This is a genomic window from Pseudoalteromonas sp. SR45-1 (genome assembly GCF_014163655.1).
Classification (GTDB): Bacteria; Pseudomonadota; Gammaproteobacteria; order Enterobacterales; family Alteromonadaceae; genus Pseudoalteromonas; species Pseudoalteromonas distincta.
Genome location: NZ_JACJDR010000004.1, coordinates 1 through 15,197, shown reverse-complemented (window position 1 = coordinate 15,197; position 15,197 = coordinate 1). Strand labels below are relative to the sequence as shown.

16 protein-coding genes are annotated in these 15,197 nt (G+C 37.6%); 7 read left to right on the top strand and 9 right to left on the bottom strand.

What is annotated here, in order from left to right:
* Positions 1 to 8 precede the first annotated feature (8 nt).
* From H5089_RS05570 to H5089_RS05560, 3 genes are all read right to left on the bottom strand, one after another.
* Positions 9 to 824, bottom strand: coding sequence for a class I SAM-dependent methyltransferase (locus H5089_RS05570; protein ID WP_182711689.1), 816 nt, complete (start codon positions 822 to 824; stop codon positions 9 to 11).
* Positions 825 to 827: 3 nt separating this feature from the next.
* Entirely contained in the window at positions 828 to 1,229 is a 402-nt protein-coding gene (locus H5089_RS05565; protein ID WP_002960599.1) for a hypothetical protein, read from the bottom strand.
* Between the two features lie 67 nt (positions 1,230 to 1,296).
* Positions 1,297 to 1,716 carry a DUF3429 domain-containing protein gene (locus tag H5089_RS05560; protein WP_182692533.1) on the bottom strand — a complete coding sequence of 140 codons (420 nt, stop codon included), beginning with the start codon at positions 1,714 to 1,716 and terminating at the stop codon, positions 1,297 to 1,299.
* A 281-nt stretch (positions 1,717 to 1,997) separates the two neighbouring features.
* Here H5089_RS05560 and ahpC point away from each other — a divergent pair, with 281 nt between their 5' ends.
* Both ahpC and ahpF read left to right on the top strand, forming a co-directional pair.
* The gene (ahpC, locus tag H5089_RS05555; RefSeq protein WP_002960601.1) at positions 1,998 to 2,567 is read left to right on the top strand and encodes an alkyl hydroperoxide reductase subunit C; all 570 of its coding nucleotides are present in this window, start codon (positions 1,998 to 2,000) and stop codon (positions 2,565 to 2,567) included.
* 155 nt (positions 2,568 to 2,722) lie between these two features.
* Positions 2,723 to 4,297 carry an alkyl hydroperoxide reductase subunit F gene (gene ahpF / locus H5089_RS05550; protein WP_182692532.1) on the top strand — a complete coding sequence of 525 codons (1,575 nt, stop codon included), beginning with the start codon at positions 2,723 to 2,725 and terminating at the stop codon, positions 4,295 to 4,297.
* Between the two features lie 117 nt (positions 4,298 to 4,414).
* Here the strand turns inward: ahpF and H5089_RS05545 are convergent, their stop codons facing one another.
* From H5089_RS05545 to H5089_RS05530, 4 genes are all read right to left on the bottom strand, one after another.
* Entirely contained in the window at positions 4,415 to 4,672 is a 258-nt protein-coding gene (locus H5089_RS05545; protein ID WP_182692531.1) for a hypothetical protein, read from the bottom strand.
* A gap of 58 nt (positions 4,673 to 4,730) precedes the next feature.
* Positions 4,731 to 6,749: an ATP-binding protein gene (locus H5089_RS05540; protein ID WP_182711688.1), complete on the bottom strand. Its 2,019-nt coding sequence runs from the start codon at positions 6,747 to 6,749 to the stop codon at positions 4,731 to 4,733.
* A gap of 171 nt (positions 6,750 to 6,920) precedes the next feature.
* Complete coding sequence (locus tag H5089_RS05535) at positions 6,921 to 7,142, bottom strand: hypothetical protein (RefSeq protein WP_002960604.1); 222 nt, start codon at positions 7,140 to 7,142, stop codon at positions 6,921 to 6,923.
* A gap of 205 nt (positions 7,143 to 7,347) precedes the next feature.
* On the bottom strand, positions 7,348 to 8,121 hold the full coding sequence (locus H5089_RS05530) for an undecaprenyl-diphosphate phosphatase (RefSeq protein ID WP_182711687.1): 774 nt from the start codon (positions 8,119 to 8,121) through the stop codon (positions 7,348 to 7,350).
* A gap of 236 nt (positions 8,122 to 8,357) precedes the next feature.
* Here H5089_RS05530 and H5089_RS05525 point away from each other — a divergent pair, with 236 nt between their 5' ends.
* From H5089_RS05525 to H5089_RS05515, 3 genes are read left to right on the top strand one after another with little or no spacing between them, the layout of a single operon-like run.
* Positions 8,358 to 8,645 (top strand): hypothetical protein, encoded by a 288-nt coding sequence (locus H5089_RS05525; RefSeq protein WP_182711686.1) that lies wholly within the window; start codon positions 8,358 to 8,360, stop codon positions 8,643 to 8,645.
* On the top strand, positions 8,642 to 10,237 hold the full coding sequence (locus tag H5089_RS05520) for a PepSY domain-containing protein (protein WP_182711685.1): 1,596 nt from the start codon (positions 8,642 to 8,644) through the stop codon (positions 10,235 to 10,237). The genes H5089_RS05525 and H5089_RS05520 overlap by 4 nt, the downstream gene beginning before the upstream one ends.
* On the top strand, positions 10,234 to 10,479 hold the full coding sequence (locus tag H5089_RS05515) for a hypothetical protein (RefSeq protein WP_182711684.1): 246 nt from the start codon (positions 10,234 to 10,236) through the stop codon (positions 10,477 to 10,479). Before H5089_RS05520 ends, H5089_RS05515 begins: the two co-directional genes overlap by 4 nt.
* Before the next feature lie 9 nt (positions 10,480 to 10,488).
* On the opposite strand, the gene H5089_RS05510 is transcribed toward H5089_RS05515, so the two are convergent.
* Positions 10,489 to 11,325 carry a patatin family protein gene (locus H5089_RS05510; RefSeq protein ID WP_182711683.1) on the bottom strand — a complete coding sequence of 279 codons (837 nt, stop codon included), beginning with the start codon at positions 11,323 to 11,325 and terminating at the stop codon, positions 10,489 to 10,491.
* Positions 11,326 to 11,492: 167 nt separating this feature from the next.
* On the opposite strand from H5089_RS05510, the gene H5089_RS05505 reads away from it, so the two are divergent.
* Complete coding sequence (locus H5089_RS05505) at positions 11,493 to 12,365, top strand: SMP-30/gluconolactonase/LRE family protein (RefSeq protein WP_182711682.1); 873 nt, start codon at positions 11,493 to 11,495, stop codon at positions 12,363 to 12,365.
* A gap of 239 nt (positions 12,366 to 12,604) precedes the next feature.
* On the opposite strand, the gene H5089_RS05500 is transcribed toward H5089_RS05505, so the two are convergent.
* Entirely contained in the window at positions 12,605 to 14,044 is a 1,440-nt protein-coding gene (locus H5089_RS05500; protein WP_182711681.1) for a diguanylate cyclase domain-containing protein, read from the bottom strand.
* A 197-nt stretch (positions 14,045 to 14,241) separates the two neighbouring features.
* Here H5089_RS05500 and H5089_RS05495 point away from each other — a divergent pair, with 197 nt between their 5' ends.
* Positions 14,242 to 15,135: a cation diffusion facilitator family transporter gene (locus H5089_RS05495; protein WP_002960617.1), complete on the top strand. Its 894-nt coding sequence runs from the start codon at positions 14,242 to 14,244 to the stop codon at positions 15,133 to 15,135.
* The last annotated feature ends 62 nt before the right edge of the window (positions 15,136 to 15,197 follow it).

Genomic DNA, 15,197 nt, shown 5'->3' with positions numbered 1-15,197 from the left:
GCTATTAATTAGCGATAAAACTCATTTAGCCATTGTTGCCAATCGCTTTCAAGATGTAGCATTTGCTGATGCTTTTTAGCATTTAGATGCTTGATTTCGTCCTCGCTTGCCATATAGGGTCCAACGCGGCAAAGAGGGCAGTGGTTTGGTGTTAAGTATGCTGGCTTTGTGAGGCGTGAGCTTAATTCGCTAGTGTGTGTATTAATACCTTTTTGGCTGAAAACGTAAGTGATACCGCTGGTGTCTTTTACGTGTTTATCACGGTCAACATTACGAATTTTGTAACCTTCAAAATGGCTAATATCAAATGGGATTTGGCCTAAATAATCAGCGTTTAAACCGTTATTTAAACTCCCTTCTATATTCCATTCTCGATAAGGTTTTACATCCTTTGAAGTGATGTAGCACAGCATTGGGCCATTTTTATCAAGCGCGTATTCGTTAGCGTATTTAATAAATTGATGCAGCAAAGCGCGGTTTAATACGTTCATACTGGTTTGGCGCGTGTTGTTTTCAAACGCTTCACGGCCAACAAACGCGGGTATAAGCGGAAATTGAAAAATAACCACGTCAAAGCTGTGCTGGTTTTGACTTAGAGTTTGCCAACACGCGGGATTTGTTACATCAAAACCATTAAGTACCTCAACGTTATGCGCTTTTAGGTTGCTAAGTGCATTGTGCTGATACTTTTGCTCAATAGTAGCTTGGTCATCGTAAGTGGATGCAACCAAAGCTTTTGGCGATAGATGAGTGTAAATAGCATTCGAAAACGATAAATCGCCATCGCCTACGGTGAGTATTCGCCATTGAGGATTTAAATACATATTTTATTTAGCGTTTATGTTTGTAGCAGTATTATTTATATCGCTATTTGTTTGTGAGTCTTTTGCTAGTAAACGATGAAACGCAAGTCTGGTTTTTAACCCTTCAATAGCGATTTGTTTAATAATAAGATTAAAGGTAATTAAAATGGCAAAGGCAATATGAATAGGGCCGTGAGTAAATCCTGCATCTGTATCGTACAGTGTTAAACCGAATAGCAAAAATAAGACGACTAAAAATATTTCGAGTAATTGACTTGAATAAAAGCTTAAACGACCTTCGCTTTTATGATCTTTTTTAATGCGAATAGCACAAAAAAATGGGATCACTTTGATTTTAAATGCAGCGTTTTTTTCTACGTAGTTTTCGCCAAGTTCGTCGAGTTGTTGGCGTAGTTGGTCAATCATGGTGTGTCCTCAAATAGCAGTGCGCGGATATTACCTTATTACCACGCAATATTTAAGTTTACAGCTGTTATTTAGGGTAAATACTCATACCAATAGTAAGGATATGACACACAAACACAACAGAGGTAAGTACAAAACGCATTTTTTGATAATCTTTATGATAGGTTTGCCATTGCGGCGTGGCTTTTTCAAATATAAGTACTAACCAAAAACTAGCACCTAAACAAGCGAGTGCCCACTCAACAGGTAAAAATGATAAAAATGGTATAGGTATTACAGGAACAACAGCTTTTATCGCATTGCTATAAGTTTGCTCTCCGGCGCGCCATAAGTTACCCGCCATAAATGCTAAAATGGCGATACTGTAAAAAGTAAAAAACTCCAAGTTAAGGCTATTACTGCCAAACATGAGCGGCCAACCTACACACCCTAAAAACGGGATTAAGCCTAGGTAACCTAGCTGTATATGGTTAACAAATTTTTCCATTACGGTGTGCCTTATATTTAATGACTTATTTGAAGCGAGGCTATTGTAGCAGTATTGCGATTAGCGGTCTTAATAATTCGCCAGCGTTTACAATTCAAATAATGCTTACGATAACAATGATTATATAGTTCAACCCAAAAAATCGATTGTTTTAATCTAAACAATCAATTTTATTTAATTTCCCATTGGCCTTATTGTATTAATCAAGCCAACGCAGAAGGTCGTTTAAAACGAAAGCGTTGATTACTTTTAAAATACATAAACACAGATGAGGAAATACCATGAGCACTTCATTAATCAATACAAAATTACAACCATTCAATGCAACCGCTTACCACAACGGTGACTTTGTAGAATTGTCTGAAAAAGATGTTCTAGGTAAATGGTCTATCTTCTTCTTTTACCCAGCAGACTTTACATTTGTATGTCCTACCGAATTAGGTGACCTTGCAGATTACTATGCACAACTTCAAGAAATGGGCGTAGAAGTTTACTCAGTATCTACTGACACTCATTTTACTCACAAAGCATGGCATGACACGTCAGACACTATCGGTAAAATTACTTACCCAATGATTGGCGACCCAACAGGGCGTATTACACGTAGCTTTGGTGTAATGATTGAAGAAGAAGGTTTAGCACTTCGCGGTACATTTGTAATGAACCCAGAAGGCGAAATTAAAGTAATCGAAACTCACGATTTAGGAATTGGCCGAAGCGCTAAAGAACTAGTTCGTAAAGTACAAGCTGCACAATACATTGCAACTCACGATGGTGAAGTTTGCCCTGCATCTTGGCAGCCAGGTGAAGACACACTTGCACCTTCACTAGATTTAGTTGGTAAAATCTAAATATAGGTTTACCCACTTTTATAAGGGCAGGTAACTGCCCTTAAATCAACGAACATTCGTTTGTTGGTGCCTCCTATATCAATATACTTGTTTAAGCACATGCATTATTTGGCATGGGAGGCTTGCTGTTTAAATTTTCCTAAAAGGGTTAAGCCATGTTAGATAACAACATAAAAAATCAATTAAAAAGCCATTTCGAATCGCTTACTCAACCTGTTGAGCTGCTTATTGCCTTGGATGACAGCAAAAAATCAGCAGAAGTAGAAAGCTTAGCAAACGATTTAGCCTCACTAAGCGATAAATTTACTGTAATAAGCAATCCTGATACAAGCGCACGTCGCCCGTCAATGGTTGTACATTCGCCTATTAAAAAAACTCATGTTACGTTTGCAGGCGTACCTATGGGTCATGAATTCACAAGTTTAGTGTTAGCACTTTTGCATACTGGCGGACACGCAAGTAAAGCTAAAAGCGAAGACATTGAGCAAATACAATCGCTTACTCAAGAGCTGAACTTTGAAGTATACATAAGTTTAAGTTGCCAAACGTGCCCGCAAGTAGTGCAAGCACTTAACACTATGGCAGCGACAAACAGTAATATTAAAGCCACCATGATTGACGGTGCATTATTTCAAGATGAAGTAGAAGAACGAAATATTTTAGCTGTTCCGGCTGTATATTTAAATGGCGAACCATTTAGCCAAGGTGCACTAAGCCTTACTGACATACTTAATAAAGTAGATAGCAAAGGGGCTGCTAAACAAGCAGCAGCGCTAAGCGAAAAAGACGAGTTTGATGTACTGGTAGTTGGTGGCGGCCCAGCGGGCGCGTCGGCTGCAATTTACTCAGCACGAAAAGGGTTAAATACAGGCATTGTTGCTGATAGATTTGGTGGACAAGTTGCCGATACACTAGCAATAGAGAACTTTATTTCGATTAAAGCGACTGAAGGGCCTAAATTGGTTGCCCAGCTTGAAGAGCACGTTAAAGAATACGATGTAGATGTAATGCATAATCAGCGTGCAGCGGCACTTGGTTATAACAATGGTTACGAAATTACACTAGAAAATGGCGCAGTACTTAAAGCTAAGTCGCTCGTACTTGCAACTGGTGCACGCTGGCGCGAAATGAACGTACCAGGTGAGCAAGAGTATCGTGGCCACGGTGTGGCATATTGCCCACATTGCGACGGCCCTTTATTTAAAGGCAAACCTGTTGCTGTAATTGGTGGTGGTAATTCAGGTATAGAAGCGGCAATCGATTTAGCTAATATTGTGCAAAGCGTTACGGTACTTGAATTTGCAGACACACTACGAGCCGATGAAGTGCTTATTCGTAAAGCTAAAAGCATGGCTAATATTACTATTATAAAAAGTGCACAAACAACCGAAGTACTTGGTGATGGTAAAAAAGTAACTGGCTTAATGTACACAGATAGAGTGTCGGGGGAGAGCAAAGAGCTTGAACTTGCCGGTATATTTGTACAAATAGGCTTAATACCAAATACCGAGTGGTTAAAAGACAGCGACCTTGAATTAAGCAAATTTGGTGAAATACTAATTGATGCTAAAGGCGCAACTTCATTACCAGGCATTTATGGCGCGGGGGATGCAACCAATACTCCGTTTAAACAAATTATTATTGCAATGGGCAGCGGTGCAACAGCAAGCTTAGGCGCATTTGATTATTTAATTCGTCACTCTGAAGAAGCTGATCAAAGCGCTGCTTAATGTAATTAGTAAAAACTCTCTTGATATAACAGCAAGGCTACACCCATAGCTGTTTGTTAACCCAAGCCGCCCTTCTCCAAAGGCGGCTTTTTTAATGCTTAAGAATTAGCACACGATTTAATCGCACCCACCACCAGAATCGCCGCCGCAATTTGTATAAGAATGTGATGAGTTACTGCTAGAGGAAGCTGTTGAGTCACTGCCAGTATAAGCAGATGATCCACGTGATGACTTAGCACTGATAAATGTAACTAACAGCAATACGCCTGATACGATAACTATTGTTATTGATGAGCTCCATTGCCCAGTGGAAACGCCTTTAAATACTGCAACAATAAGGACAGTTAGTAATATAGTTCTAATTATGTTTTTCATTGTTAATGCCTTATCTAACTATATTTAGCACGCGGTTAAGTGTGCAAAGCTAATATTTTTAAAGCTTTAGTAATTGCGCCGCTGACGCAATAGCGACTTCTAAAGAATGCATTTTAAACGGTTTTGAAATAAACATATCCATACCAGCTTGTTTGCACGCTAATTTATCTTGCGATGAAGTATTGGCTGTAAGGGCAACAATATAGGTTGAATCGTGCGGACAGATACTTTTTGATCGCAGTTGTTTTGTAGCCTCAAAACCATCGAGTATAGGCATAATACAATCCATAAAAATAAGATCGTAATGCTTTTGCTCGCATTTAAATATGGCATCTTGCCCATCTACTGCAAAGTCTGGCTTTATATTGAGTTTATTAAGCGACGCATCAAGAACTAGCCTGTTTATGTCGTTGTCATCCACCACTAAAACAGAAAGCTTAGAAGCGTTAATGTTTATTTTTGATAGCGGATTTAGCTCTACTTTTTGCTCTTTACCTAGCTCTATAGGGATACTTAGGGAAAAAGTAGTTCCCTGATTAACTTTACTACTGACCTTGATTGTTCCACCCATGTACTCAACAAGTTCTTTAACTATTGCGAGGCCAAGTCCTGTGCCTCCTTTACTGTTTTTAGCATCTACTTCTTGAGTAAAAGGGGAGAATAAAGATTCAAGAAATTGGCTAGTCATGCCTCTTCCCGTATCGGCGACTTTAATGTTTAGCGTTAATTTATTATTGTTATTAATCACAGACGTGTGCAGTTTTACACAACCACGCTCAGTAAATTTTAACGCATTACTTAATAAGTTGGAGGTAATTTGACTTAGGCGTGTGTTATCGCAATATGCCCAGCAGCTATCAGAAATTTCATTTTTTACTTCTAGTTCTACATTGCTGTTTTTAAATAACGGGGTGTACAAAGAAATGAGATCAGTAAATGTTGTATTTAATAAAACATCCGTGGGTTCTAGTTTTAACTCACCGTGGTTAATTTTAGAAAAATCGAGTACTTCGTTTATTATGCTCAAGAGTATATCTGCGCTACGCAGCGCGACTTTTATTTTTTCGGTTCTCTTTTGTTCGTTATGTTCATCTATTAACGTAGTAAGCATGCCCGTAATGCCATTTAGCGGTGTTCTAAGTTCGTGGCTTATTTTTGCAAAAAGCATGCTTCTATCTTCGAGTAATCGCTCGGCTTGTTCTTGTTTATTTTTAAGCTCTTCTCTTAAAGCCACTGCTTCGGTAATATTTTGAAAGGTACCAAACAAACGTACACAGGTATCACCGTCAAATTCGGCTTCACCAAATGTAGATACCCAAATGGTCTGATTTTTGGCTGTAATAATTTCAAGCTCTAGATGCCACTTTTCGCCGTGTTGTATAGCAAGCTCAACTGCTTTACTTATTTCGTCTCTGCTTGTACCTTCTTTATAAAAGTTAACTGCAGATTCAATTTCAGGCTGATAGTTTTCATCAACTTGATGGATTTGTTTAGTTTGCTGACTCCAATAAATTTTATTATTAGTAAGGTCAACTTCCCACGTGCCTATATTTGCTATGCTTTCTAGTTTTAATAAGCTATTGCTGTTTTTTATTAATTTTTCTTTAGTGATGCTGCGAGCTAGTTCTGCCCCTAACCACTGCGCAAATAGCTCAATATAGTCGTAGGCGGCATCTGTAAATACTGGAGATTGATTGGCAGAAGAAAAATTTACAGTTCCAAATATATCGGTACCTATTTTAATAGGTGCCCCAATATATGACTCAAGTTTAAAGTTTGCATAGCAAGGATGGTCAGCAATTGCGCTTTGTGAGACGTTATGAAATGCAAGTGCAGAACCCGCAGTAAGAGTGTGTACACAATAGGTGCCATCTAAATCAAATTGAGTACCTATTTCTAATGCATTATCTGGCGTAATGGCATGTAGCACGGTATAGCAGTTTTTCTCGACCTTACTAATAATAGCTAAATCAAGGTTAAACACTTTAAGTCCAAATGCTAGTAGCTGATGGGTTTTTTCATCAAAGTCTAAGCTTTGGTTAGATACTATGTCGTGAAATTGCCTAAGAAAATTCAATAGTAAATATCCTGTTGGTTTTAGAACTGAGTCTATAGCTTGATAAAGCACTAGTTTAACAAAAAAATTAAATATATTTAGTTAATTATTACTTTATATAAACTTTCTCTAATTAAGCACAACTGATTTAAACACAAACTGCGAGTAAGTTGCTCGCAGCTTATGTGTATATTAGTAGGTTGAGTTTGGTGTGTACTCAGGGTTGATATCGCCGTCTACTTCCTCTGGGTCAACATCGTTAATAAGCAGTGTTTCACGTACAGCTTCAATGTGATCAAGTACGCTTTGGTAGCGCTCGCCATATTCATACTTTGTCACTTCAATCGCTTTAGGCATGTAAGTAAAAGCTATTTTTAGGGCGTGGAGTGCTTCTTCGTTTATTTTTTCGCTCATAATGTTCTCTTATGTGTAGGCTATAGCTAACCTGAGTTCTGAATAATAAATCTATCTCAAGCAGCTTTTTTAGTGCTAACTGCGTTGAATTTCCTTGCAATAGACCAGCTATTGACGCGTAAATTTGCCTTGTTTTCACCAAAAATTTCTAGCTAGAGAGAGACAGACTTAAATATCGTTATTATTTACAGTGTTTTTAAATCTCTTAACCAGAATTTAGGTTAGTTAGTAAAATAACACCAAATACGATTCGGTAAAGACCAAAACTAACAAAAGTGAAATTTTCTAGAAAGCGTATGAATAGTTTAATAGTAAAATAAGCAACTATAAAAGACGTTAAAAAACCTACAGCAAGGGCAGTTAGGTCATCTAAGCTAAACAGTTGGTAATGTTTAAGTAAGTCGTACCCTGAGGCTGCTGCAAGTACAGGTAAACCAAGTAAAAATGAAAATTCAGCGCTGGTTTTTCGGTTTAAACCACACAACATGGCACCAACAATAGAGCTCCCAGCACGACTAGTCCCCGGAATTAACGCAAATACTTGTGCTACGCCAATCCAAAGTGCTTGTTTATAAGTAACTTGGGTTACATCGGTAGTTGTGCAGTGAGCCTCTTTATAACTGCGCTCTAATAGTAAAAAGATCACACCGCCTACAATAAACATAACACCTACTACTGGTACGCTAAACAGTGTTTTTATTACATCACTAAATATAAAACCAATAATACCCAAAGGAATAAATGCAATGGCAACTTTCACCCATAAATTGAAATATTTAGGGCTAAACTTGTCTTTATAGTTGGCTAGTACCGCCAAAATGGCGGCAAGTTGGATAATGACTTCGAAGGCGAGGTTAGTGTCTGTTGATTCAATGCCTAACCACTTTGACGCTACAATTAAGTGCCCAGTTGATGATATGGGTAAAAATTCTGTTATACCTTCAATAATACCTATAATAATCGCGTTAATTATATCCACGGTTTACTGCTTCCTGAAAAATTAAAAAGCCCGAACTCGGCTTAACTGAAATGACGCATTACTGCGTACTTAAATTGCGAGGCGTAGCATAAAAGCTCTTAAAGCAAACCAACAGTATTTTTAGACTTAATGTGTTTAATAAATTGCATTAAGCGTTAAATGCACAATATAATAACAATTGTTATCATTTGCATATACTGTTTTGTATATGTTTGGGCAAATTTAATGAGCGAATAATGAATAATAAAAAAACGTTTACAGCTACACGGCGAAGGCACCTAATTGCATGTGTGTTAGCGCTAATTACTGCGGTAATAATGATTCCGGGTATGACAACTTATTTACCGTTTCAAATGAATGAACAAATATTACTGCCTATTTTACTCTTTCCTGTTATTTGGACTGCGTTGTTTATTTATTCGTATTTGGCGCAAAAGGTATGGCAACCGTTTGTTGTAATGATTGCACTGTGTGTATTACATGGTTTATTGAGTTTTTGGGCGTTAACGCAGGGGCAGGGATGAAGTCGATTACTTTAAAAAAGCTATTTTTATTACATAGCTGGGTAGGAATTATTACTGCTGTACTGCTATTTATTGTTGCATTTAGTGGGGCGTTAGCAGTGCTGTCGCGACCTGAGTTAAAAATATGGGCAAATCCAGAGCTACAATCTAGCCAACACGTTGCCAGCGCGCAAATTAATCGACTAGTAAACGAATACCACAAACAGGTGCCTAGTGAATTTGGCGAAAACATTCATGTGTTTTTACCAAGTGGACATAATTTTCATTTATTAACGTTGGTATTTGAATCCCACCATGGCGATGAAAACTATGACCAAGAGGTGGCCAGAGTATTCCAGTTTCATCCGGATACTTTGGCGGTGGAAAATACTTACTATGGGCCTAGTAAAGAGTTTTACGCTAATAAAAAAACAGATGCGCCAACCTACATAGGTGAGTTTCATGCAGATTTGCATTTAGGGCGACCAATTGGGTTAATTCTCACTGGTTTTTTAGGTTTAACACTTTTAGTAAGTGCAGTGACAGGCTTGTTTATTCATCGTAAATTGATAAAAGAGCTCTTTACGTTTAGGCGAGATAAAGGATTAGATATTGCAGTAAGCGATGCTCATAAGGTCATAGGTATTTGGGGCAGTGTATTTAATATTGTAATTGGTTTTACAGGATCATTTTTAGGGCTTGCGACCGTTATTTTATTACCAGCAGCTGCGTTTGTGAGCTTTGGTGGCGATCAAGATAAGTTAATAGAAACGTTTACCGCAATTCCTGAGCCGGTAGTTAGCCACATTAAGCAACCTACAAAAATAGACACTATTTTAGAGCATGCTCATAGTCGTTACCCTGAAGCAATAATTAGGGATGTCACAATAATGGCGCATAACGATGCGAATGCGCAGGTGTATTTGCGTTTGTTAGGTGGCGAGGCAGTTGCTTCTCAATTACTGCATTATAAAGGCAATGGTGAGTTTGTGCAGTCGATGAGTAGTTTTGGTGATATTTCAGGTGTTTCGATAAAAGTAATTGAGTTGATGTTTCCGCTGCACTTTGGGAACTTTGCAGGGGTGTTTGTAAAATTACTTTGGGTATTGCTTGGCTTAAGTACTGCGCTTTTACCTATTTCGGGCATGATGATGTGGCTAGCAAAGCGTACACGTGGCAGTAGCCCGTCGCTGAGAGTGCAGGCATATGCACGCTGGAATCGTTTTATTATTGGTAGTTGTGGAGGCTTGGTATTAGCAAGCTTTGTGTTATTTCCTTTGCAAGTTGTACTTAATTATACCGTTATTGGTGTGGCGCAAAATAGCTTTTTTGGACCCGTGTTTTTTTATACGTGGTTGGCATGGTTACTCTTAAGTGTATTGCCTATAGGTTATAAAAACTATTTTAAGCTGACTCTTTTGCTATGCGGCGCTTCGCTTGCTTTGGTGCTGCCGCTCAATATTATATTTGGCGTGAGCAATGTTATTAACCTTAATAGCTCGCTTGTCGCGATAGTAGATATAAGTTTTATGGTGGTGGGTATCGCGTGTATTTTTGGTGCCTTAAAAATAAAAAACACACAAAAATTACAAGCAGAGGTACAACCCGCATGAACGAACTACTAATTATAATTGCCATGGTAAGTCTATTATTAATGATGCTTAATATACGCAAAAACACACTCACAATACCCACTAAAGCTTTTTTATGTACACTGCTATTTAGTTTAGCGCTGATATGCTTTATGAGTGTTTATGGTATTTTAGGCGGTGCAATATGCACCGTTGTAGGAGCTATGTTAGCAGGGTTAATAACTGCAGTTATTGTGGGTAAAGCGCCGCAATTATTAGGGTAAAAAATGCAGTTATTTAGCTAAAAAGGCCTTAGCAGTATCAACTCCCATATTGTAACCACTATTAAGTACTTCAAACTTTTTAGTGGTTCGGCCAACTTTAAAATTAGTCGGTGGAGCAATAATATTGATTTTGCAGTCACTAGGTGGATTCATAATAAAATCGATAGACTTATTATAAAAATTAGCCCTGTTTAAGGTCGTTTGAATTAATTCTGGATAGTTTTTATACATTTTTTTAGTAAGCCAAGGTGCCTTACTTGGTTTTTTACGATAGCCTAAACATTGAGACAAAATAACGGTGATTTCGCGTGCACCCATTTCGTAAGCTTTTATAACCGGAATTGAATCAGCAACACCGCCATCGGTCATCGCTATGTCATTAATAATAGGGTAGTCACGATATGCAATGGGTATAGCGCATGATGCTTTTAATTGATGCACCATATCGGCGCTGGTGGCTTTTAAATAGTGTGCTTTGCCTGATTCGATCGCCGTAGATACAATATAAAACTCTTGTGGAGTTTGTTCGAATACCTCTGTATGAAGGCGTATTTCGCGAATTGTTTCTTGCCATAACCAATCTAAATCAAATAAATGACCACCTTTAATAAAGCGCGCTAAATTAATAAATTCAGGACGGCATGAATAGTCGGTAATCACTTTATAATTTCGCATTGGTTGTTTGCATAAAAATGCGGCTATATTAGTTGCTCCGGCTGAAACACCAAAATAGCGTTCAAACGGGTGGTATTGCTGTTTTAAAAACTCATCAAGCACACCTGCGGCAAATATACCGCGCATTGCACCGCCTTCAACGACGAGTGTGTTTTTATTATTGTTGTTCATGGCCAATCCTTTTTATGAAATTTGATGTTATCAACTCAGTCTAAAAAATGCGATAGAGATTACTGAAGATGATAAAAAATTAAAGCCGGGTACACATCGCGGAACTCACTGCTTTCTGGTAAGGTTTAGTATTACAAGGCTTTGTTAATAATAAAGAATAACTACTTATGTTTGATCCTAGCGTAACCATTTTTGAAAGCACACAGAGTCAGCTTGCAGAAAGTCCTCTTTGGCATCCTATGCTGAACACTTTTTTTTGGGTCGATATAAATAAAAAATTACTTTTAAGCAAAAATATACACAGCGAAAGCCAACTAAAAACCGTGAATATGCCCGATACGCTCAGTGCAATAGCGTGGATTGATGAGCAGCACTTATTGCTAGGGACAAGTACTGGTATATACAAATACCATATTAATTCAAGCACTCGCCATCTTATCCTTAGTATTGAAAATACACAGCTAAATCGACGTTCAAACGACGGCCGTGCTGATCCATGGGGTGGCTTTTGGTTAAGTACAATGGATGTAAATGCTAAAAAAGGGGATGCTAAAATATACCGTTATTATAAAAACCAGCTTAAAGCCGTTGTAAGTGGTTTGAGTATCCCAAATGGATTGTGTTTTGATAAGTCCCGTTTACGCGGTTATTACTGCGACTCTTTAACGAGTTGTATTTATGTATTAGATTTGGATGAGAAAACTGGTGAGCCTTGCGCTGAGCCACGTGTTTTTTATCAATTTAATAATACTGATGTTGACCCCGATGGCTGCGTAACCGATAAATTAGGCAATTTGTGGCTAGCTGTTTGGGGAATGGGATGTGTTATGTGTTTATCCCCAAGCGGTGAGCTAATTAAAACAATAGAGCTTTGTGCATTAAAACCGACGTGCACCGCCTTCGGTGGTGAAAATGCTGAGTTACTACTTGTGACATCGGCATTTGATGAAGCGATTAATAATACTGTTGGTGAACAAGGCGCTGTATTTCAGATCTCCGGTATAAAAAACGGGCAGTTTGAGCCGCCCGTTTTACTGTAACTTGTAATTTTCAGTGATGATTAGCTTTTAGGCCTAACCCACATAACACCCACTTCTTTTTTAGTTACTAAAACCTCAGTACCGGCGATAATTGGTTGCTCACTTTCAACGCCTTACTTAACTTACTACGCGTAAATCACTGAGTAGTTGTATTGTTTATAATTTCAGGTGTATGGACTATCACTACAGCAAACTTTAAAGCACTAAAACTCACTGCAGTGCGGCTCCTTAGTCGGTTTTTAAAAACTAGCTATTTTATTTCTACCTGTTTCTTTTGCGTTATAAAGGGCTATGTCGGCGTTAGTTATAACCTCTTTGGGTTTTGTTTTGTGATTGGGTATGAAACTATAAAACCCAATGCTTAAAGTGAGGTATTTACTGACAGTTGAAAAATTATGTTCAATTGCGAGTTCTGCGATTTTTTCCTGAATAAGAACAGCAAACCTTTGACAGTGTTCTGTGTCGACTGCAGGTAAAACTATCGCAAATTCTTCACCCCCGAAACGAGCTGCTAGATCACCTTCGCGTTTACAAATATAGTGTAGCGCTTTGGCCACTCGCTTTAGCACTTCATCGCCAAGCTGATGCCCATAGTTATCGTTATAACGCTTAAAAAAATCAATATCACACATAATTAAACTGATAGATTCTTTATTACGTGCACAACGCTTAATTTCGCATTTTAAAGTCTGATCAAAACAACGTCTATTAGCAATGTTTGTAAGGCCATCCGTATTGACTTGTTTATTGAGTTTTTGGTTGGCGTTAATGAGTTGCTGCTGAGTTTGTTGAAGCTCTTGCTTATAATTTAAATTTTTGAAAGCATTAGCAAGCATTTCACCTACTAACCTTAGGCGAATAAGGTCTAAATCTGTCCAGTCTTGCTTTTGAATTACACAATCACAGCCAATAAAGCCAACCAGTTCTTTGTCATAGCGTAAACCAATGCAAAGTACCGATTTTATTTCTTGTCGCTGGAAAATCGTTTTTTCGCTCATTGCTTGAATGGGGAGCAAAGATACATCATTCACTCTGAATAAATGGGTACGGGCCATCGAACTAAAAAAATAAGGGAGGTCGCTTTTTAAAAGGTTTTGTAAGTCGTCTTTAAAAGCTTTGATACCATCATTGACCCATTCGTGAGTGTTATTAATAGTTTTACCATCTTCGGCAAACTTAAAAAGATAACACCTATCGGCATTGCAAACCGTACCGACTGCTTTTAATGCATAGTTAATATGCTTATCAACATCGTCATTTTGAATATCAATTAAGTCAGTTGAGATGTTCGATATAATATTATCAAAATCATATTGTTCATCCACGTTGTTATTTAATATATCGATAATAATAATGGAGTTTGAATTAGGTAAATTTGCAAATTTTACGTTGAGTAGCAATTTGGATGATTGTTTCGATAAAATAAACTGGCATTGGTTATTTGCCGTAAAATAATCAAAGAATAGCTCCTCGATCAACAGATTTTTTTTACTGTGATGATTGGTTAAAGTGATGTGTGAAAAATCAGTTTTATAAAAATGTGATTGGTCTTTTAAGTCAAACAAGTCCTGTGCCTGGCTGTTAACTTTAAATATATCTTCATTGGCATCATAAAGTAATACACAAAACGGCAATAACTCCAAGTTTTGCCATGCTTCTTCTGATAGGTTATTACTCACTCAACTCTCCATGTGTCCAAGCCATAATTAAATTCTTTTTCTTTACTAACTATTAGCACATTTTTTTTGATTTACTAAGTTTTTAGTGCGTTTGCGGGCAGTACGTATTATAATTGATACTGTATATCATTACCCATTTCTACTCTAAGCCATCTTTGGCTTATTTGCACTTTAAGTATAGGTTATTCAAGCATTTCATGACAGAAATCACTACACACCAAGCTTCTCGTCGTCGGTTACTCATTGCGCTAGCAATTACGTGTTCGTTTATGGTAATTCAGGTTATAGGTGCTTATTATTCTAATTCGCTTGCTGTTCTTGCTGATGCGGGGCATTTGTTTGTTCACAATAGCTCGTTATTCATCGCACTGATAGCATCAAGTCTCGCTATTCATTTTGCCAAAACCTATAACGATGGCCATCAACGAGCAGAGCTTTTTGGTGGCCTAGTGAACGGGTTTTTATACCTAGCAATCAGTTTAATTATTTTGTATGAAGGTGGTGAGCGCTATATACACCAACATGAAGGAAATGAGCTGGCTATCAATAGTTATTTAATGTCGGTTATTGCTGCTATTGGTTTTTTATTTCATGGGGCTGCTGCATGGGTTTTATATAAAGGCCGCAAAGCGAGTATTAATGTGTACGCGGTATTTTTACATTCATTCTTTGATCTGATTTCTACCGTATCGACATTTGTTGCCGGTATTCTTATATATTTTACAGGCTGGGTTGTAATCGATATTTTATCGAGTATGTTAATTGCTTCTTTCGTATTATTCACCGGTATTAAGGTCATAATTAGTTGTATAAAAGGTTTACGCCTAAATAAAGCGAAACTTCCTAAAGTTACTGATATTGAAAGTAAAATTACAGATATGGAACATGTTCATAATGTCCATAATGTCACTGTAACGCGCAAATATAATGGTATTGTAGTAGGCGCACACGTTGTCCTTAAACAACATTGTACGATTGAAAAACATGATGAAGCGTGTCGTATGAAAGTAGAGCAATTATTAGCCGAAAAATTTAATGTACGTAATAGTGTATTACAAATTGAAAGCCATGAATGCCATCATATCCATTAATAGCATCTAATTAATATAAAAGCGTGTAATAATGATTAGCACGCTTTTAATGTTTCAAATCA

Coding starts and splice junctions, on each gene's coding strand:
- H5089_RS05565 (WP_002960599.1), bottom strand. CDS start 1,229: ATGATTGACCAACTACGCCAACAACTCGACGAACTTGGCGAAAACTAC.
- H5089_RS05515 (WP_182711684.1), top strand. CDS start 10,234: ATGAACGAACTACTAATTATAATTGCCATGGTAAGTCTATTATTAATG.
- ahpC (WP_002960601.1), top strand. CDS start 1,998: ATGAGCACTTCATTAATCAATACAAAATTACAACCATTCAATGCAACC.
- H5089_RS05510 (WP_182711683.1), bottom strand. CDS start 11,325: ATGAACAACAATAATAAAAACACACTCGTCGTTGAAGGCGGTGCAATG.
- H5089_RS05545 (WP_182692531.1), bottom strand. CDS start 4,672: ATGAAAAACATAATTAGAACTATATTACTAACTGTCCTTATTGTTGCA.
- H5089_RS05570 (WP_182711689.1), bottom strand. CDS start 824: ATGTATTTAAATCCTCAATGGCGAATACTCACCGTAGGCGATGGCGAT.
- ahpF (WP_182692532.1), top strand. CDS start 2,723: ATGTTAGATAACAACATAAAAAATCAATTAAAAAGCCATTTCGAATCG.
- H5089_RS05560 (WP_182692533.1), bottom strand. CDS start 1,716: ATGGAAAAATTTGTTAACCATATACAGCTAGGTTACCTAGGCTTAATC.
- H5089_RS05505 (WP_182711682.1), top strand. CDS start 11,493: ATGTTTGATCCTAGCGTAACCATTTTTGAAAGCACACAGAGTCAGCTT.
- H5089_RS05495 (WP_002960617.1), top strand. CDS start 14,242: ATGACAGAAATCACTACACACCAAGCTTCTCGTCGTCGGTTACTCATT.
- H5089_RS05520 (WP_182711685.1), top strand. CDS start 8,642: ATGAAGTCGATTACTTTAAAAAAGCTATTTTTATTACATAGCTGGGTA.
- H5089_RS05525 (WP_182711686.1), top strand. CDS start 8,358: ATGAATAATAAAAAAACGTTTACAGCTACACGGCGAAGGCACCTAATT.
- H5089_RS05535 (WP_002960604.1), bottom strand. CDS start 7,142: ATGAGCGAAAAAATAAACGAAGAAGCACTCCACGCCCTAAAAATAGCT.